Origin of the sequence: Actinokineospora spheciospongiae (genome assembly GCF_000564855.1) — a bacterium.
GTDB lineage: Bacteria > Actinomycetota > Actinomycetes > Mycobacteriales > Pseudonocardiaceae > Actinokineospora > Actinokineospora spheciospongiae.
The window spans coordinates 17,987-35,462 of record NZ_AYXG01000016.1; the positions used below are offsets into that span (position 1 = coordinate 17,987).

The following is a 17,476-nucleotide window of genomic DNA, read 5'->3' on the forward strand; positions in this document are numbered from 1 at the left end:
GGCCGTGGGCCCTTCCGGAATGACCGGGCGGGAGACCGGGTCGATGCGGTTGGATCGGGGGCATGACCGACCTCGACCACGCCGCGACGTTCACCGACTACAACCGCCGCTTCGCCGCGGTGATCGCCGCGGGAGACCCGCGGGCGCCCGTCCCCACCTGCCCGGGGTGGACCCTGACCCAGCTCGGCAGGCACGTCGGCCGAGGTGACCGCTGGGCGGCGACCATGGTGCGCGAGCGGGCGACCGCCCCGCTGGACCCGAAGGCCGTGCCCGGCGGCAAGCCGGAGGACGGCAGGCTCGTCGAGTGGCTCGGCGACGGCCCGCGCGAGCTGTTCGACGCCGTGGCGCACACCGGCGCCGAGGTGCCGGTGTGGACGTTCACCGGGCCGCGCCCGGCCGGGTGGTGGGTGCGCAGGCGCCTGCACGAGACCGTGGTCCACCTCGCCGACGCCGCCCTCGCCTCGGGGGTGCCCTACGAGGTCGAACCCGAGGTCGCCGCGGACGCCCTGTCCGAGTGGTTGACCCTCATGGCCGAGATCCCGCAGCAGCGGGCGCTGCCGGAGGCCACCGTGCACCTGCACGCCCACGACGAGGGCCTGGGCGCCGCGGGCGAGTGGCTGATCACCTCGGGGGCGGGTGGCCTGCGCTGGGAGCACGGCCACGGCAAGGGCGACGTCGCCCTGCGCGGGCACTCGGCGGACCTGCTGCTCGTCGCGCTGGGCCGGGCGCGGGCGGACTCGGTCGAGGTGATCGGCGACCGGGCCGTGTGGGACGCCTTCGCCGCCGAGCTGGCGTTCTGAGCCGGGGGGCGGGCATGGGTGTCGTGGTGGTGGGCGCGGGCATCGCCGGGGTCGCCTGCGCCCGGGTGCTGGCCGGGGCCGGTGTGCCGGTGCGGGTGCTGGAGCGCGGTCGGGTGGTGGGTGGTCGGATGGCCACCAAGCGCTACGGCGGGCGCCCGGCGGACATCGGCGCGGGCTACTTCACCGCCCGGGACGGGGCTTTCGGCGCGGTGGTGGCTTCGTGGTGCGACCGCGGCCTGGCCCGCCCGTGGACCGACACGCTGCTGGCGGTGGACGGGTCCGGGCGTGCGCCGACCACCGGTCCGGTGCGCTACGCGGCCGCGGGCGGCCTGCGCTCGCTCGTGGCCGACCTGGCCGAGGGGCTGGAGGTGGTCACCGAGCACCCGGTGACCACAGTGGACACCGGGCTGGTCGACGGGGAGCGGGTCGACGCGGTCGCCCTGGCCGTGCCCGGTCCGCAGGCGGCCCGCCTGCTGCCCGCGGGTTCCCCGGCCCGGCACGCGGCGGCGCACCAGTCCTGGTCCCCCGCCCTGGTGGCCACGCTGCGCCACCCGGCCCGGACGTGGCCCGCCTTCCACGGCGCGTTCGTCAACGACCACCCCACCCTCGCCGCCGTCTTCGACGACGGTTCCCGGCGCGGCGACGACGCGCCGGTCCTGGTCGCCCACACCACCGCGGAGTTCGCCGCCCGCCACCTGGAGTCCCCCGCCGCGGCCACCGCGGAGATCGCGGACGCGGTGGGTGCGCTGTTCGACCTGCCCGCGCCCACCGAGGCCCACGTCCACCGCTGGACCCACGCCACGCCCAACACCCCGGCCGACGCGCCGTTCCTGCTGGCCGACGGTATCGGGATCGCCGGTGACGCCTGGGGCAGGCCGAGGGTGGAGACGGCGTGGCTGTCCGGGACCGCCCTGGGCAAGGCCATTGTGGACGGTCTGTGACCGCTCACACCGGCGTCCGCTCCACCGCCTCGTCGTTGGGCGCCTCGCGCTCGCGCTTGCGGTCGAGGAACCGCATGACCGGTGTGGCGGTGACGCCGTGGAGCAGGATCGACCCGACCACGACCAGCCCCACCAGCCGCCACAGCCGGTCCGGGTCGGTGAACTCGGCCTCGCCGAGGGCGTAGGCGAGGTAGAACAGCGACCCCACCCCGCGCACGCCGAAGAACGCGATCACCGCCCGCTCCCGGGGCCCGGTCTTGCCGCCCGCCAACCCGATCAGCCCGGCCACCGGCCGCACCACCAGCAGCACCGCGGCCACGGCACCGACCTCCAGCCAGGTGGTGCCCGCGAACAGCCCGCTCACCGCGGCGCCGCCGAGCAGGAAGATGACCAGCACGGTCACCATCCGCTCGACCTGCTCCACGTACTGGTGCAGCACCTTGTGGTAGCCGTGGGAGTGCTCCGCGGCCCGGATCGTGCACGCGCAGACGAAGACGGCCACGAACCCGTAGCCGTTGACCAGTTCGGTGATCCCGTAGGCGAGGAAGGTCGCGGCGAGGGCGACGAAGCCCTCCGCGTGCTCGGCGAGCCGGAACGTCTCCGAGGGCGCGGAGAAGAACATCTTGCGCAGCGCCCACCCGATCCCCAGCCCCAGGGCGACCCCGGCCGCCAGCCGCCACGCCACGTCGACCCCGAGCCAGTGCGGCACCCAGGCGGCCGGGGCGGCGGCGGACGCGGCGGCGATGGCGACGGCGGCGTAGGTGAACGGGAAGGCCAGGCCGTCGTTGAGGCCCGCCTCCGAGGTCAGCGCGAACCGCGCCTCGTCCTCCCCCGACTCGTCGGCGGGTTCGCCCACCTGCACCTCGGTGGCCAGCACCGGGTCGGTGGGGGCGACCACGGCGGCCAGCAGCGCGGCCCCGGCCACGCCGAGGCCCAGCCCCCAGCCCAGCAGGCCCACCCCGATCATCGACAGCGGCATGGTGATCCCCAGCAGCCGCCACGTGGTGGACCACCGCCGCCACCCGACCAGCCGGTCGAGCGCCAGCCCGGCGCCCATCAGCGAGACGATGACGCACAGCTCGGTCAGGTGCAGCGCGACCTCGGGGTGCTCGGCGGGCACCGGGTCGGGCAGCGCCGGGATGACCGCGAACGCCAGCGCGCCCGCGAAGAGGAACACCATGGGCATCGAGACGGGCACCCGGCCGAGCACCCTGGGCAGCAGGGCCGCCCCCAGGGTGGCGACACCGGCCGCCGCGTAGATCAAAGCCCCCACGGGACCTCCTTCTGCTCCCGCCTGGCTACCCCGCCACCCGACCAGGTGAAACACCCGGCCCATCGGTTGACCGACAGCGACCGCCGACCACTCCGCCGGGTGGTGTAGCGATCAACAACCGGGGGTACCTCCTCGCCGTGACCATCACCAAGGACGATCTGCACCAACTGCTCGAGTCCGACCTGCCCGACCCCGTGCTGCTGTTCCTGGAGGGCCGCTCCCAGGTCGTCGACGGCAGCGTGCTGCGCCGCCCCGACTACGCGGGCGCGATGCTGATCGCCACGCGCGAGGAACTCGACACCCGCCTGGGCGGGGCGCAGCCGCAGGACCGGGAGCTGGCCGAGGTCGCGGCGCAGTTGGACGTCCAAGTGAACCAGATGGGTGCCTGATCAGGGCCGTTCGGACGCCGCACGGCGCGGGGTGCGAGGTTGACGAGAGGTGTCGGGCAGGCTCTGCCCCCATGACCGAGGAATCCCCGAAGCACGTGGAGCACGATGAACACCCGCGGGAGAAGCTGAACCGCAACCTGAACGAACTGCTCCAGGAACTGCGGGTGGCGCAGGCGGGTGTGCAGATCCTCTTCGGCTTCCTGCTGTCCATCACGTTCACCGACGTGTACCAGGAGGAGACCGGCGCGTTCGAGCGGTCGACCCACATGGTGGCGGTGTTCTTCGCCGTGGGGGCGGTGGCGCTGCTGACCGCGCCCGCGGCGTGGCACCGCATCCTGATCGGGCAGGGCAAGCGCGAGCAGATCATGCGGTTGGCCACGCGCACGACGATCGCCGGGCTGGTCTGCCTGTCGCTGGCGGTGACGGCGTCGTTGCTGCTGCTCTCGGAGATGGTCGTGGGCGGGCCCCTGGCGTTCGTGATCGCGGGGGTGTGCGCGGTGGTCGTGGGGGTGCTGTGGTTCGTGCTCCCGATGCGGCACTGGGACGACTAGAGTGACCCGGATTGACAACCGGGCTAACCTACTCATGAGTAGGTAACTCGTCGGCCCTGGGGGACACAGCATGGTTGAGCGGGGACGGCCCGGGACGGCGGCCCCCTTCGGGTCGAAGTTGCTCGGCCCGGCCGGGCAGCACGGGCTGGCGCTGCGCATCCGGGTGCAGAGCCTGCTGACGATCACCCTCGTCACCGCGAACGTCATCGGCGCCGCGGTCGTGGTCGTGCTCTCCGGGGTGGTGATCCCCGGTCCGGACATGACCGGGCGGACCCTGCTGGCCATGGCGATCGCGGTCCCCGCGTACGTGCTCGCGGCGCTGGTCGTCGGCGCCGTCTGGGGCACCGGGCGGGCGCTGCGGCAACTGCGCTGGGCCATCGACCAGCGCGAACCGACCGCGGCCGACCGCCACGCCACGATCAGGGTGCCGCTCGGGCTGACCCTCATGCAGGCCGCGCTCTGGGGCGCGGCCACGGTGCTGTTCACCCTGCTGGTGGCGTTCCTGCAACCCGAACTGGTCTTCGCGGTCGGGTTCACCGTGGCGTTCGCGGGCATCGTGGTCTGCGCGAACGCCTACCTGCTCAGCGAGTTCGCCCTGCGCCCGGTGTCGGCGCGGGCGCTGCAGGACGACCCGCCGCAGCGGGTGGTGGGCGCGGGCGTGCAGGTGCGGATGCTGCTGTTCTGGTGCCTGGGCACCGGCGTCCCGGTCGCCGGGGTGGTGATGGTGGCGCTGTTCGCCATGGTGCGCGGCAACGTCACCACCAACCAGCTCGCGGTGACCGTGGTGGTGCTCGGCGGTGTGGTGCTGGTGTTCGGGCTGCTGGTCATGATCTTCAACGCGCGGGCCACCATCGCCCCCATCGACTCGGTGCGCGACGGCCTGGCCCGGGTGCAGCGCGGCGACCTGGACAGCGAGATCCCGGTCTACGACGGCACCGAGCTGGGCCTGCTGCAGGCGGGCTTCAACCGGATGGCGGCGGGCCTGCGCGAGCGCGAGCGCATCCGCGACCTGTTCGGCCGCCACGTCGGGCAGAAGGTCGCCGAGGCCGCGGTCGCCGCCGGGGTGGAGCGCCTCGGCGGCGAGGTGCGCGAGGTGGCGGTGATCTTCGTCGACATCGTCGGGTCCACCACGCTGGCCGCCACCCGTCCGCCGACGGAGGTGGTGGACCTGCTCAACCGCTTTTTCGCCGTGGTCGTCGACGAGATCGACGCGCACGGCGGCCTGGTCAACAAGTTCGTCGGCGACGCCGCGCTGGCCATCTTCGGCGCCCCGGTCGACCTGCCCGACCACGCCGGGCGGGCCCTGGCCGCCGCCAGGGCCATCGCCGCCCGGCTGCCGGTCGAGGTGCCCGAGTGCGAGGCGGGCATCGGCGTCGCCGCGGGCCCCGCGGTCGCGGGCAACATCGGCGACGCCCGCCGCTTCGAGTACACCGTGATCGGCGACCCGGTGAACGAGGCCGCCCGGCTGACCGAGCTGGCCAAGTCGTTCCCCGGCAAGCTGGTGGCCTCCGCGCACACCCTGGCCGCGGCCTCCCCCGAGGAGGCCGGGCGTTGGCGGGCGGCGGACACGGTCACCCTCCGCGGCCGCAACCGGGAAACCACCGTGGTCATCCCGGTCGACGCGGCGGACGCCCCGACCGACCCCGCCGAGGCAGCCGGGTCGGACCCGGTCGCCTCGCTGGACGACCCGATCGGCCAACCCTGAGGCAACCCCGCGCGGGTGCGCCCCACCGCGGTTGAGGAGATCGACTCCGCGGCCCTACAGTCTTCCGGTTGTGACCGAACCCGCCACCCACCACCGGACGACAGCGGACGCCTACGACGCCATGGCCGTCCGCTACGCCGCACTCCCCCGCGACGACCTCGCCAGCTTCCCCCTCGACCGGGCGGTGCTCGCCGCCTTCGCCGAGTCCGTCCGGGCCGACGGCCCCGGGACCGTCGCCGAGCTGGGCTGCGGCCCGGGTCCGGTGACCGCCCACCTGCGCGACCTGGGCCTGGACGTCTTCGGCGTCGACCTGTCGCCGGTGATGGTCGACCTCGCCCGCGAGGCGTACCCGGACCTGCGCTTCGAGCTCGGCTCCATGGACGCCCTGGACCTGCCCGACGGCGGACTGCGCGGCGTCGTGTCCTGGTATTCGGTCATCCACGCCCCGCCCCGGGCCGTGCCCGCGTACTTCACCGAGTTCCGCCGGGTGCTCGCCCCCGACGGCCACCTCCTGCTCGCCTTCTTCGAGTCGGGCGGCGAGCCCACCACCCCGTTCGACCACAAGGTGACAACCGCCTACCTGTGGCCGATCGACGCCCTGGCCGAACTGGCGGTCGAGGCGGGGTTCGCGGAGGTCGGCCGGGTGCTGCGCGAACCCCACGGGGGCGAACGCTTCCGCCGGGGCCACCTGCTGATGCGCGGAACCGGCTGACGGCTCGGGTCGGGCTCGGCCTAGCGCAGCTCCGCGCCCAGCCGCACGGCGTCCGTGCTGATCCGCTTCATCACAGCCCGGTGCAGCACCGCGTCCGGATCGCGCTCGACGGTGTCGGACTCGACGATCACCACGTCCCGCCCCGCCCGCTCAGCGGCGAACCCACCGCGGCTGAGCCGGTCGAGGCCGGGAACGGTGACCACCTGGTCGCGGAGCAGGTCGGTGACGCTCCCGGTGCCCTCCTGCCGAACCAGTTCGGTCAACTGGACCGACGCCTCCTCCGTGCGCATCCGGACGACGGCCACCGAGGTGAACACGGTCCGCCCACCCGGAAGCGCGGCCGAGTACACCGCGCGGGTCAGTTGCAGGCAGCGGTTGGCGACGAGGAACTCCTGCGTGCGACCGTAGGCGTGCGGCGCGCAGTCGCTGTCGCGGATGGGTTCCTCGGTGTCGGGCAGGCGGTGGAAGTCGAACTCCCCCACCGGCGCGGGCGCGACGGCGGCGGGCGGAGCGGGTTCCCCCGTGGGGAGCACCCAGGCGAACAGCACCGCGACCGCGACGACCAGAACACCCGCCGCACCCACCGCCACCGACTTGCGCCGCCACCCGGCGGACCGCTCCACCCCACGGCGCCGGTCCTCCCCGGTGGACCGATCCTCCCCGCCACGCCGAATCCCCTCGGCGGACGAGCCACCCCCGACGGGCGGGGTCCGGTCCGCCGACGGGCGTGCCAGCGGGACGGCGACCGGGATCGGCGCGGCGGCGGCGCGCAGGGAGCGCGGGAGTTCGGCGGGCAGCGCGCTGACGATGAGCGGGCCCCGGACGGTGTCCTCGGGCTTGGGCGGGAACATCGGCAGCGCGGTGCCCGCCGATCGCGGGCGGACGGCAAGCTTCGCGCCATTAACCCATTCGGGGGTATTGAGGTCCGTCACGGGTACATAGCGTAACGGCTCACTCTCGAACAGGTGAATGCACTGGTCACTTCTTCCGCATCGACCCCGGGACCAGCCGCAAGATCGTTCCGAACCGGTTCCAGGCGTTGATGGTGGCGATGGCCACGACCAGCGCCGCGAGCTGCTCGTCGTCGTAGTACTCGCGGGCCTCCTCCCACACCTCGTCGCGCACGCCCTCGCGGCCCAGCACGGTCGCCTCCTCGGTCAGCGCCAGCGCGGCCCGCTCCTCAGGGGTGAAGAACGGCGCCTCCCGCCAGGTGACGACGGAGAACAGCCGCTCGTCGGTCTCCCCGTCGGCGCGCAGGTCGTGGGCGTGCATGTCGACGCAGAACGCGCAGCCGTTGAGCTGGCTGGCGCGCAGCTTCACCAGCTCGCGGGTGGTCTTCGGCAGGGCGCTGCCCGCCAGGAACCGCTCCAGGCCGTACATGTGCTTGTACGCCTCGGCGGCGGGGCCGGAGATGTCGAGCCGGGGGGTCGTGTTCACGGTGTTCCTTCCACGTGGGCGGCCCGCACGCGGGCCAGTTTCTCGGGGTTGAGCACGATGTCGACGGCGGTGACCCGACCGTCGGCGACGGTGAGGGCCATGACGCCGGTGGGGTGACCCTGGTGCACCCGCAGCAGGCCCGCCCACCCGTTCACCCGGACGGGGCGCAGTTCGGCGGGCTTGCGCCGCTGCACGCCCGCCAGGAACCGGGCCACCCGGTCCGCGCCGACGACCGGGTTGCGCGCGGCGGAGACGAACCCGCCGCCGTCGCTGCGCAGCACCACGTCCGGGTCGAGCAGGGCCAGCAGCGCGCCCAGGTCGTCCCCGGCGCAGGCCGTGGCGAAGGCGGACACGACGGCCCGCTGCCGGACCGGGTCCGGCTCGAACCGGGGTGCCCGGTCGGCCACGTGCCGCCGGGCCCGCGACGCGAGCTGCCGCACGGCCGCCGGGGTGCGGCCCACCACGCCCGCCACCTCGGTGAACGGCAGGCCGAAGACCTCGTGCAGGAGGAAGACGGTCCGCTCGGCGGGCGAAAGCGTCTCCAGCACGACCAGCAGCGCCAGGGTCACCGACTCGTCGAGGGTGACCCGGTCGGCCGGGTCGGCGTCGAGTTCCACCAGGGGCTCCGGGAGCCACTGGCCGACGTACTGCTCGCGGCGGTGGCGAGCGGACTTCACCACGTCGAGGGCCAGCCGGGAGGTCACCACGACCAGCCAGCCGGTCACGTCGTCGACGGGTTCGCGGCTGGAGACCAGGCGCAGCCAGGCCTCCTGCACCACGTCCTCGGCGGCTCCCCGGTCTCCGGTGATGCCGTAGGCCACGGCCAGCAGCCGCTCGCGCGCCCGGGCGAATTCTTCTTCCACACCAGTAGGACGAGACAGGCCCCGGGAATGTGACAGCCCCGGGTGGGTGGAGTCGGCGCAGTGCCCACGATCACCCGACCGGGGAGCAGCGCGGCCGGGCGGTCGGTGCCCTACTGGCGGTAGCCCTCCACCTCACCCACCGGGCGCGCCTGGGCGTCGTCCGGGTCCTCCCCGGCGTCGCGGCGGGCGCGGCGCTGGCGCAACAGGTCCCAGCACTGGTCCAGCGCCACCTCCAGCTCCGAGAGCCGGGTGTGCTCCTCCGGGGAGGGGGAGCCCGAGCGCAGGCGGTGCTCCTCCGCGACCAGGGCGCTGATGCGGGCGTGGATCTCGTTGTCGTCCATGGGGCCCAACGTAGTCCCCGGTGTCGGAGATCACGACTCGTTCGTCCGCTTCGTCGACTTCGCGGAGATCAGGGGATTGGGGGCGCGGGCGCCGGGGAGGAAAGTGGTCCGGACCATCCTTCGGTGAAGTGGGGGTCTGTCGTGGTCGGCAAAGCGGTGTTCGCCCTGGTGGTCCCGTTGGCGGCGGTCGGGGCGCTGCTGGCGGCGGGTGCGCCCGCGGCGGAGTCCGCGCCACCGCGGCAGAGCCCGATCGACGTCACCGCCTCGGCCATCCGGTTCGACCCGTTCGCCCCCGCGCTCGACATCCACTACGGGCACTCGGCGGTGGACCTGGTCTACGTCCAGAAGGACGCCGACTGCGGCGCCAGGGGCGGCGAGGAGACCGAGGAGGGGGACGTGGCGCCGGGGTCGGCGTACGTCACCTACGCCGGAACCCGCTACGACCTGGTGCAGTTCCACTTCCACACCCCCTCCGAGCACACCTTCCAGGGCCATCACGACCCGCTGGAGATGCACCTGGTGCACCGCAGCGCCGCCGGGGGCGTGCTGGTGGTCGGGGTTCCGCTGCGCATCGGCGCACCGTCTGTTGTGGACAGCGTGTTGAGCGGGCTGACGCCGGAGTGCGGGACGCCCCGGCACCTCGACGACATCGACCTGAACGCGCTGCTGCCCGCCAGCCACCTCACCGCGCGCTACACCGGGTCGTTGACCACCGCGCCGTTCACCGAGGGGGTGCTGTGGTTCCTGATGCCCGAGCAGCACGTGACGGCCGCGACCGTGTCGGGCTTCCAGCACCTGTTCACCGCGGGCAACTCCCGGGGGACCCAGCCGCTCAACGGGCGGACGGTGGTCCTGCACCCGTGACCTCGTCGCCGACCTCGATCCAGCCAGGGGTGGTGACGGCGAACTTGACGCCGAAGGCCACGCCCTCGGGCGTCCTGCGGTAGGTGGCCAGGGTGCGCAGGGGCTCGGGACCGGTGCGGGCGGCCGTGGCCTGGTCGACCGTGGTGACCGCGCAGCGGATGGCGGGTTTGGTGTAGCCGAGGGCGACCCCGCCGACGGTGATCGCGCGCAGGTCGTCCTCGGCGTGCGGGGGGCCGCCCGCGACCAGGACGTTGGCCCGGAAGCGGTCCAGCGGGACCGGGGTGGTCAGCCTGCGGTTGAGTTCGGCGTGGGAGGCCAGGCCGAGCAGGTGGACCGCGCTGCTGTCGGCGTAGCCGGAGGTGCCGGGGGTCAGGCCGGTGGGGGCGCGGTCGTGGTCGGGGGGCACGCGGACGAGGCGGCTGGGGCGGCCCAGGACCCGGGTGAGCCAGTCGGCGGCGGGGTCGCCCTGGTCGATGCCGCGGAAGGGTTCGCCGAAGAGGGTGACCGGGCGGGCGGGGGCGTGGTCGTCCACCTCGACCTCGATGACGGGGGCGTCCGGTGCGGAGAGGATCAGCACGTCGTCGGCGACCCGGGGGTGGACCAGGGCCAGGCGGGGATCGCGGCGCTGGCTGCGGAAGGTGCCGTCGGGATCGGTGACCATCCAGGCCCGGTCGTGTTCGAGGCCCGCGGCACCGACCCTGGCGCGGGTCAGCGGGACCGGGGCGCATCCCTTGACGGGGAAGGTGTTCAGCCCGGCGACCGTCAGCACGGGTGGACTGTACCGATCGGATCGCGGGTGGAGGGTTCGGACGGTGGCGACCGGGTACCCGAGACCCATGTCACAGCCGACACCGAACCCCGTGCCCACGCCGCCCGTGCCGGACCCGGGACTGCCCGAACCGGGGCAGCCCATCCCGGAACCCGCCACCGAGCCGCCGGTGCCGCCCACCCCGCAGCCGCCGAACCCGACCTGAGACCCGGGCCGGGGCTCAGAGCCCCGGGGTGGACTGCCCGCGCGAATCGCGCTCCGCCGTCCGGGAATCAGACGGCGGAACGCGCGAACGGAAAAGGTCGGGCCCGGGAAAAGCGATCTCGGAAATGACCGCACAGGAAAAGGCCTCCCGGCCGCGCCGCCGGGAGGCCCTTTCTTTCCCCGATCGGTCAGACGACCGGGATCGAGACCAGTGCCGGGTCCTGGCCCGGGAGCATCGAGCAGTTCAAGTCGAAGGTGCCCAGCCCGGTGAGCGTGCCGTCCGCGCGCTTCGGGGTGATCTTGCCGGAGAAGGTGCTGCCGATGGCGATGTCGACCTGCCCGGGGGCCTTGACCGTCAGCGACGGGACCTGGCCGTTGATGTTCAGCGCGACCGGGGCGGGGCCGGTGACGTTGGTGACCGGGATGTTCAGGCCCGGCAGCGTGACGCCCAGTTCGGTGCCGTTGATGTCCAGCTCGACCCCGGCGGTGGTGGTGCCCTCGACGGTGGCCGAACCGATCAGGGTCAGGGCCTGCAGGGTCAGCGCGTCCAGCGACACCGCCACGGAGAAGTTGGTGGTGTTGATGGGCGAGCCCACTGCGACGCTGTTGGGGAAGGTGGCGGTGACGGTCGCCGGGACGTCGCGGTTGCCGATGAGCGGGTACGCGCAGCTGAAGGTGACGTTCTTGGTCACCACAGCCGTGGTGTGCACGGTGTCGGCCTGGGCGGTGCTGGGCGCCACGACCATGGCGACGGCACCGGCGGTGCCCGCGGCGAGGGCGAGCAATCTCTTCACACGAACGTTCCGGGACATGCGAAACTCCTCGATGAATACGCACGAAGCGAACGGAAAGAACAGCGGGGGATGAGCCGGGAGCGTGGACGCCGGACCGGAACCCGACCCGGTCGGCGTGCAAATGGAGCGTAACCACGCAATAGCCGGACGGGCAAGGGAAAACCAACCGATGGCGGATCGGGGAAAATCGATCCTCGTTTCCTTGTCACGCCGTGAGGGCCACCTCATCGCACCGGGAGCAAAATGTGGCCCCGACCACAGGCCGCTCCGCGACGGGCCGCTGACCAGCGATCTCGCGGGGTGACTTTTCCGGGCGGGGGCGGCAGACTGGACCCGACCCCCACCGGCGATCGGGTCCGCACAAGTCGTGCGCGCAGTTTTGTCATCCCCGTGCGTATTCCCGAATCCCCAGCTCAACTAGGCTGGGCGGGTGCGGGCTCTTGCGATCTTCTGCTTCCGCCACGCGCGATTGGTCATCGTGTTGTGGCTCGCCGTGCTGGCCGGGGTCACCTTCGGGGCCCAGTCGGTGGGGGTCGACTTCCGGGACATCCTGGCGCTGCCCACCTCCGACAGCACGACAGCGCAGGAGCTGCTGCAGGAGAGCGCGGGCGGGGTCAGCGGCGCCACCGAGCGGGTGGTCTTCGAGGCGACCGGCGTGCCGGTGTCCGACCAGTCCGTGCAGGGGCGCATCGAGCCGATGCTGGCCGAGGTCGCCGCGCTGCCGCACGTGGAGACCGTCGTCTCCCCCTACAGCCCGCAGGGCGCCGCGCAGGTGTCGCCGCAGGGGCAGGTCGCGTTCGCCACCGTCACCTTCGACGTCAAGGCCGACGACCTGACCATCGAGGAGGCCAAGAGGTTCGTCGAGGTCGCCACCGGGGCCCAGGGCGGGGTGCTCAGGATCGCCGTCGACGGCGCGGTGGCCGGGCGGACCCTGGCCCCACCGGACCTCGACGACGCCGGGCTGGGCCTGCTGGCCGCCGCCCTGGTGCTGCTGTTCACCTTCGGCTCGCTGTTCTCCATGCTGGTGCCGATCCTGACCGCGATCATCTCCGTCGGCACCGCGATCGGCGTGGTGGGGCTGCTGACGCACCTGATGGACGTGCCCACGGTCAGCCAGGAGATCGTGGTGCTGCTCGGCCTCGGCGTCGGCGTCGACTACGCGCTGTTCGTGGTCACCCGCTACCGGCAGGCGCTGGTGGGCGGGGCCCGGCAGGAGGACGCCCTCGGCTTGGCCGCGGCGACCTCGGGGCGCAGCGTGCTCTTCGCCGGGGTGACCGTCTGCGTCTCGCTGCTCGGGCAGTTCACCGTGGGGATCAGCTTCCTCGACGGCATCGCCATCAGCTCCAGCATCGCGGTGCTGATGACCATGTTCGCCGCGCTGACGCTGCTGCCCGCGCTGCTCAAGCTCTTCGGCATCCGCATCCTGTCGGCCTCGGTGCGCCGCGACCTGACCCTGCGCCACCGCAAGGTGCTGCCCGAGGGCAGGCGCTGGGGCGCGCTGGCCAGGGTGGTGACCCGCAAGCCGGTCTGGAGCACGGTGGTCGCGCTGCTGATCATCGGCGCCCTGACCGTCCCGGTGTTCTCCCTGCGCCTGGGCATCCCCGACGCGGGTCTGCAAGCGCCGACGGCGACCACCCGGCAGGCCTACGACATGCTCGCCAAGGGCTTCGGCCCCGGCTTCACCGGCCCCCTGGTCGTGGTGGGCCGCGCCGACTCCGACGAGGAGCGCCGGGCCGCCGAGGAGGTCCACGCCGAACTGGTGGGCCACCCCGACGTCGCCCTGGCCGTGCCCCCGGTGGTCAGCCCCACCAAGGGCGGCGGCCAGATCACCGCCGTCGTGGTCTACCCGAAGGCCTCCCCCCAGGACGAGGCCACCGACGCCCTGGTCGACTCGCTGCGCGCCGAGGTGATCCCCCGCGCCACCGACGGCACCAACGCCCAGCTCTACGTCGGCGGCTCGACGGCGGTGCAGTCGGACTTCGCCCGCGCCATCACCGACCGGCTGCCGCTGTTCCTGGGCACGGTCGTGGCCATCTCGTTCCTGCTGCTGGTCGTGGTGTTCCGCAGCGTGCTGATCCCGCTGACCGCGGCCGTGATGAACCTGCTGGCCGCGGCGGCCATGTTCGGCGTGCTGGTGGCGGTGTTCCAGTGGGGCTGGTTCGGCATCGCGGGCACCGGCCCGATCGAGCCCTACATCCCGGTCTTCCTCTTCGCGGGCCTGTTCGGCCTATCGATGGACTACGAGGTCTTCCTGGTCAGCCGAATCCAGGAGGAGTACCACCGCCGCGGCGACACGGTGGAGGCCACGGTCAACGGCCTCGCCGCCACCGGCCGCACCATCACCGCGGCCGCCCTGATCATGGCCCTGGTCTTCATCTCCTTCGTCACCACCGGCGACCGCGTCGTGCAGGAGTCCGGCCTCGGCCTGACGGTCGCGGTCCTGCTCGACGCGGTGGTCATCCGCATCGCCCTGGTCCCGGCCATCATGGCCATGTTCGGCAAGGCCAACTGGTGGCTGCCCCGCTGGGCGGGCCGCGTCCTCCCCCGCCTCGACGTCGAGGGCACCGGCCACAGCCACCGCCTGGAAGACGACGAGGAACCCCCCGGCCCGTTCGACTGGTTCTCCCCCGCCACCGAGGAGCAGCCCGAACCCAAGCAGCTCACCGGCCAGGTCGGCTAGGGCGTGCCTCCCGCCCGGTCGGTCACCGGCGCGGCGGTGCCCAGCCGAGCAGCCCGACCCTCCAGGTACCGCCGCTCGGGAGGGCTGAGAGTCCGCCGAGCCGCCCGCCGGTAGGCCTCCCGGGCAGCCCCGTGCTCCCCCGCCATCTCCAGCAGGTGCCCCCGCGTCGAATCCAGCCGGTGGTGCTCAGCGAGCCGGGCATCCCCGGCCAGCGGCTCCAACAAGGCCAGCCCCGCCCGCGGCCCCGCGGCCTCCGCGACGGCGATCGCCCGGTTCAGCGTCACCATCGGGCTCGGCGCCAGGCGTTCGAGGACCCGGTACAGCAGCGCGATCTGCGCCCAGTCCGTCTCCCGGGTGCTCGGCGCGGTGGCGTGCAGCGCGGCGATGGCCGCCTGGAGCTGGTACGGCCCGAGCGGCGCACGCGCCATGGTCGCGGTGATCAACCCAGCCCCCTCGGCGATCACGGCGGCGTCCCACAGCGCCCGGTCCTGCTCCGCGAGCGCGACCAGTGAGCCGTCCGGGCGGGTGCGGGCGGGGCGCCGGGCGTCGGTGAGCAGCATCAGGGCGAGCAGGCCCGCCACCTCGCCGTCGTCCGGGAGCAGGGAGTGGGCCAGGCGGGTGACGCGGATGGCCTCGGCGGTCAGCTCCGGCCGGTGCAGGTCGGTGCCGGAGCTGGCGGTGTGGCCCTCGTTGAAGATCAGGTAGAGCACGTGCAGCACGACCCGCAGGCGTTCGGCGCGCTGGGCACCCGCCGGGGGCACGGTGAACCCGGTGGCCCGGACGCGGAGCTTGGCCCGGGTGATGCGCTGGCCCATGGTGGCCTCGGGCACCAGGAAGGCGCGGGCGATCTGGGCGGTGGTGAGACCGCCGACGGCGCGCAGGGTCAGCGCGACCTGCGACGGGGCGGAGAGTTCCGGGTGGCAGCAGAGGAACAGCAGCGTCAGCGTGTCGTCCTCGTCGGGCACCGCGGGCGCGTCGCCGGGTTCCAGGGCGGCGACGGCGGCCTCGCGGCGGGCACGGGCGGCCTCGGCGCGGAAGGCGTCGGTGAGCTTGTGCGAGGCGACGGTGACCAGCCAACCCCAGGGGTTGTCCGGGACGCCGTCGCGCGGCCACTGGGTGCCCGCGGCGAGCAGGGCGTCCTGCACGGCGTCCTCGCACATGTCGAAGCGGCCGTGCCTGCGCACGAGCAGGCCGAGGACCCGCGGCGCGTGCTCGCGCAGCAGGTCCTCGACCGCGGTGCTCACAGGTCGGGGCCCGCCGAGAACATCACCGGCCGCACCTCGACGCCCAACCCCTCGACCGCCGCGTCGGGGATCATCGCGGCGAGTTCGAGCGCCCGCTCCCGGCTCTCGCAGTCGACGAGGTAGAACCCGGCCAGGTACTCCTTGCCCTCGGCGAACGGGCCGTCGGTCACCGCCGGGACGCCGTCGCGGACGCGGACGACGGCGCTGGTGGCCGGGTCGCCGAGGGCCTGGGTGCTGATCATCTCCCCGGACCCGGTGATGGCCGCGATGAAGCCGTCGTGCCCGTCCATGATCGCCTTCTGCTCGTCCTCGGTGAGCCCCTCCCAGGCGGCGGGGTTCATGTGCATGATCAGCAGGAACTTCACGGTGTGCTCCTCGTGTGCCGGTGTCGGATCGCCAAGGGGTCGGAGCCGGACCCGCGATCCCTACACCCGTCCCGGCGGATTCTCCCACCCGCAGCCGCCGCAGTCCCACCCGCGACCGCCGCGGCCCCGTCCGCGACCGCGGCGGCCCCGCCCCGACCCGGCGCGACACCGCCGGGCCGGGGGTCGGCCCCGCTCCACCGGACCGGGCGGCTCATTCCGGCGAGCGCAGCGCCAGGACCGCGGCGACCGGCCCGGCGAACGCGAGCACCCCGCACACCAGCCACGTCGCCTGCACGCCGACGGCCAGCGCCAGCGACCCGAACAGCGCCACCGAGAACGGGGTGGTCCCGATGCCCGCCAGGGCCAGCGTCGCCATCGCCGCGCCCATCCGGTCCGGCGGCGCGGCGGCCTGGTAGAGGCTGACGATCGCGGGCCCGTTGAACCCGGACGCGACACCGGTGGCGTAGGCGGTGACGGCCAGCGCGAACACGGTCGGGGTCAGCGCCATGACCAGCACACCCCCGGCCAGCACGACCCCGCTCACCACGAGCCGCACGACCAGCGGCAACCGGTGCCCGAACAGCGCCCCGAGACCGGTGGAGGTCAGCGCACCCGCGCTGAACGCGGCGATGACCGCCCCGACAGCGCCGACGCCCCACCCCCGGCTGTCGGCCAGCAGCGGCAACGCGGCCAGCATGGGCCAGCCGAAGCAGAAGTCGAGGGCGAACGCCGCCACGAACAACCAGCGCAACCGCCTGCTCACGGCCAACACCCGCACCCCGTCGAGGGACCGGCGCAGCAACCCGGTGCGAACGGGCGCGGCAGGCCGCACCATCCCCCGGGTCACGTGGAACAAACACCCGAACGAGGCCGAACAGGTCACCGCGACGACGGCCATGGCCATCCACAGTTGCCCGGTGGCGATCAGCCAGGCCCCCAGCGGCGCCCCGGCGATCGGGGCCAACCTGGTCACCATGGAGTACAGGGAATTCGCCCGCACCAGGTCGTCCCCCGGCGCCAACTTCGGCAGGACGGTCCCGAAGGACGGCCCACCCAACCCCACCAGGACGCCCTCGACGACCGCGATCACCGCCAACACGGGCACCGACTCGGCCAGCCCGACCGCCACCGCCCCGGCCGCCAGCAGCGCGACCCGGCCGGAAGTGGTGCGCAGCAGCATGAAGCGCGGACCCACCAGGTCGGCCACCGCGCCACCGAAGATCAGCATGAGCGCCTTGGGGATGGTGGAGCACAACATCAGCAGCGTCACCGCCCCCGGCCCACCCAGCCGCACCGCGCTCCAGGTGAGCGCGATGGTCAGCATGTTGTCGCCGACCAGCGAGATCCCCTGCCCGCCGATCAACGACCCCAACCGCGACCAGTCGGTCCGCGCAGGCGCGGCCCGCTCCGCCCCTCCCCCACCCCCCGCCCCGACGCCCAACTCGACAAGCGACCCAACGCCCGACCGGACACCCGGCTCCGCAAGCGACCCAACGCCCGACCGGACACCCGGCTCCGCAAGCGACCCAGCGCCCGGCCCGGCA

Annotated in this window: 18 protein-coding genes; 8 read left to right on the top strand and 10 right to left on the bottom strand. The window is 73.5% G+C overall.

Features of this window, described 5'->3' with window-relative positions; all coding sequences use genetic code 11:
- Window positions 1-62: 62 nt before the first annotated feature.
- Together UO65_RS01920 and UO65_RS01925 are read left to right on the top strand one after the other, a co-directional pair.
- Window positions 63-800 (top strand): maleylpyruvate isomerase family mycothiol-dependent enzyme, encoded by a 738-nt coding sequence (locus UO65_RS01920; RefSeq protein ID WP_035278129.1) that lies wholly within the window; start codon window positions 63-65, stop codon window positions 798-800.
- Between the two features lie 14 nt (window positions 801-814).
- Window positions 815-1,741 (top strand): NAD(P)/FAD-dependent oxidoreductase, encoded by a 927-nt coding sequence (locus tag UO65_RS01925; protein WP_035278131.1) that lies wholly within the window; start codon window positions 815-817, stop codon window positions 1,739-1,741.
- A 4-nt stretch (window positions 1,742-1,745) separates the two neighbouring features.
- Here the strand turns inward: UO65_RS01925 and UO65_RS01930 are convergent, their stop codons facing one another.
- On the bottom strand, window positions 1,746-3,014 hold the full coding sequence (locus UO65_RS01930) for a cation:proton antiporter (protein ID WP_035278132.1): 1,269 nt from the start codon (window positions 3,012-3,014) through the stop codon (window positions 1,746-1,748).
- Window positions 3,015-3,151: 137 nt separating this feature from the next.
- On the opposite strand from UO65_RS01930, the gene UO65_RS01935 reads away from it, so the two are divergent.
- From UO65_RS01935 to UO65_RS01950, 4 genes are all read left to right on the top strand, one after another.
- Window positions 3,152-3,403: a hypothetical protein gene (locus UO65_RS01935; RefSeq protein ID WP_035278134.1), complete on the top strand. Its 252-nt coding sequence runs from the start codon at window positions 3,152-3,154 to the stop codon at window positions 3,401-3,403.
- Window positions 3,404-3,474: 71 nt separating this feature from the next.
- Window positions 3,475-3,954, top strand: a complete 480-nt coding sequence (locus UO65_RS01940; protein ID WP_052020473.1) for a DUF6328 family protein — start codon at window positions 3,475-3,477, stop codon at window positions 3,952-3,954.
- A 70-nt stretch (window positions 3,955-4,024) separates the two neighbouring features.
- Window positions 4,025-5,659: an adenylate/guanylate cyclase domain-containing protein gene (locus tag UO65_RS01945; protein WP_035278136.1), complete on the top strand. Its 1,635-nt coding sequence runs from the start codon at window positions 4,025-4,027 to the stop codon at window positions 5,657-5,659.
- A gap of 121 nt (window positions 5,660-5,780) precedes the next feature.
- On the top strand, window positions 5,781-6,371 hold the full coding sequence (locus UO65_RS01950) for a class I SAM-dependent methyltransferase (protein WP_200873279.1): 591 nt from the start codon (window positions 5,781-5,783) through the stop codon (window positions 6,369-6,371).
- 20 nt (window positions 6,372-6,391) lie between these two features.
- Here UO65_RS01950 and UO65_RS01955 read toward each other — a convergent pair whose 3' ends face one another.
- The 4 genes from UO65_RS01955 to UO65_RS35360 form a co-directional block, all read right to left on the bottom strand.
- Window positions 6,392-7,303, bottom strand: a complete 912-nt coding sequence (locus UO65_RS01955; protein ID WP_152551932.1) for a hypothetical protein — start codon at window positions 7,301-7,303, stop codon at window positions 6,392-6,394.
- A gap of 46 nt (window positions 7,304-7,349) precedes the next feature.
- Complete coding sequence (locus UO65_RS01960; protein ID WP_233427401.1) at window positions 7,350-7,808, bottom strand: carboxymuconolactone decarboxylase family protein; 459 nt, start codon at window positions 7,806-7,808, stop codon at window positions 7,350-7,352.
- The gene (gene sigJ, locus UO65_RS01965) at window positions 7,805-8,671 is read right to left on the bottom strand and encodes an RNA polymerase sigma factor SigJ (RefSeq protein WP_200873277.1); all 867 of its coding nucleotides are present in this window, start codon (window positions 8,669-8,671) and stop codon (window positions 7,805-7,807) included. Before sigJ ends, UO65_RS01960 begins: the two co-directional genes overlap by 4 nt.
- A 110-nt stretch (window positions 8,672-8,781) precedes the next feature.
- The gene (locus tag UO65_RS35360) at window positions 8,782-9,012 is read right to left on the bottom strand and encodes a DUF2630 family protein (RefSeq protein ID WP_035278144.1); all 231 of its coding nucleotides are present in this window, start codon (window positions 9,010-9,012) and stop codon (window positions 8,782-8,784) included.
- A 123-nt stretch (window positions 9,013-9,135) separates the two neighbouring features.
- On the opposite strand from UO65_RS35360, the gene UO65_RS34170 reads away from it, so the two are divergent.
- Window positions 9,136-9,876, top strand: a complete 741-nt coding sequence (locus UO65_RS34170) for a carbonic anhydrase family protein (RefSeq protein ID WP_052020475.1) — start codon at window positions 9,136-9,138, stop codon at window positions 9,874-9,876.
- Here UO65_RS34170 and UO65_RS01980 read toward each other — a convergent pair.
- On the bottom strand, window positions 9,845-10,645 hold the full coding sequence (locus tag UO65_RS01980; RefSeq protein ID WP_035278192.1) for an MOSC domain-containing protein: 801 nt from the start codon (window positions 10,643-10,645) through the stop codon (window positions 9,845-9,847). The genes UO65_RS34170 and UO65_RS01980 overlap by 32 nt on opposite strands.
- Window positions 10,646-11,037: 392 nt before the next feature.
- Window positions 11,038-11,661 (bottom strand): DUF6801 domain-containing protein, encoded by a 624-nt coding sequence (locus UO65_RS01985; RefSeq protein WP_035278146.1) that lies wholly within the window; start codon window positions 11,659-11,661, stop codon window positions 11,038-11,040.
- A gap of 412 nt (window positions 11,662-12,073) precedes the next feature.
- Here UO65_RS01985 and UO65_RS01990 point away from each other — a divergent pair, with 412 nt between their 5' ends.
- Complete coding sequence (locus UO65_RS01990) at window positions 12,074-14,323, top strand: MMPL family transporter (protein ID WP_084175230.1); 2,250 nt, start codon at window positions 12,074-12,076, stop codon at window positions 14,321-14,323.
- On the opposite strand, the gene UO65_RS01995 is transcribed toward UO65_RS01990, so the two are convergent.
- The 3 genes from UO65_RS01995 to UO65_RS02005 all read right to left on the bottom strand — a co-directional run bounded on the left by UO65_RS01995 (window position 14,320) and on the right by UO65_RS02005 (window position 17,295).
- Window positions 14,320-15,567, bottom strand: coding sequence for an RNA polymerase sigma factor (locus UO65_RS01995; protein WP_052020477.1), 1,248 nt, complete (start codon window positions 15,565-15,567; stop codon window positions 14,320-14,322). The two genes, UO65_RS01990 and UO65_RS01995, sit on opposite strands and share 4 nt — an antisense overlap.
- A complete protein-coding gene (locus UO65_RS02000; RefSeq protein WP_035278147.1) occupies window positions 15,564-15,932 on the bottom strand; it encodes a YciI family protein in 369 nt (122 codons plus the stop codon). Before UO65_RS02000 ends, UO65_RS01995 begins: the two co-directional genes overlap by 4 nt.
- A gap of 211 nt (window positions 15,933-16,143) precedes the next feature.
- Window positions 16,144-17,295 (bottom strand): MFS transporter, encoded by a 1,152-nt coding sequence (locus tag UO65_RS02005; RefSeq protein WP_161784405.1) that lies wholly within the window; start codon window positions 17,293-17,295, stop codon window positions 16,144-16,146.
- Between the last annotated feature and the right edge of the window lie 181 nt (window positions 17,296-17,476).

Bases quoted from the DNA above. Each gene is read 5' to 3' on its own strand.
- UO65_RS01920 (WP_035278129.1), top strand. From the start codon at position 63: ATGACCGACCTCGACCACGCCGCGACGTTCACCGACTACAACCGCCGC.
- UO65_RS01925 (WP_035278131.1), top strand. From the start codon at position 815: ATGGGTGTCGTGGTGGTGGGCGCGGGCATCGCCGGGGTCGCCTGCGCC.
- UO65_RS01940 (WP_052020473.1), top strand. From the start codon at position 3,475: ATGACCGAGGAATCCCCGAAGCACGTGGAGCACGATGAACACCCGCGG.
- UO65_RS01945 (WP_035278136.1), top strand. From the start codon at position 4,025: ATGGTTGAGCGGGGACGGCCCGGGACGGCGGCCCCCTTCGGGTCGAAG.
- UO65_RS01950 (WP_200873279.1), top strand. From the start codon at position 5,781: ATGGCCGTCCGCTACGCCGCACTCCCCCGCGACGACCTCGCCAGCTTC.
- UO65_RS35360 (WP_035278144.1), bottom strand. From the start codon at position 9,012: ATGGACGACAACGAGATCCACGCCCGCATCAGCGCCCTGGTCGCGGAG.
- UO65_RS01985 (WP_035278146.1), bottom strand. From the start codon at position 11,661: ATGTCCCGGAACGTTCGTGTGAAGAGATTGCTCGCCCTCGCCGCGGGC.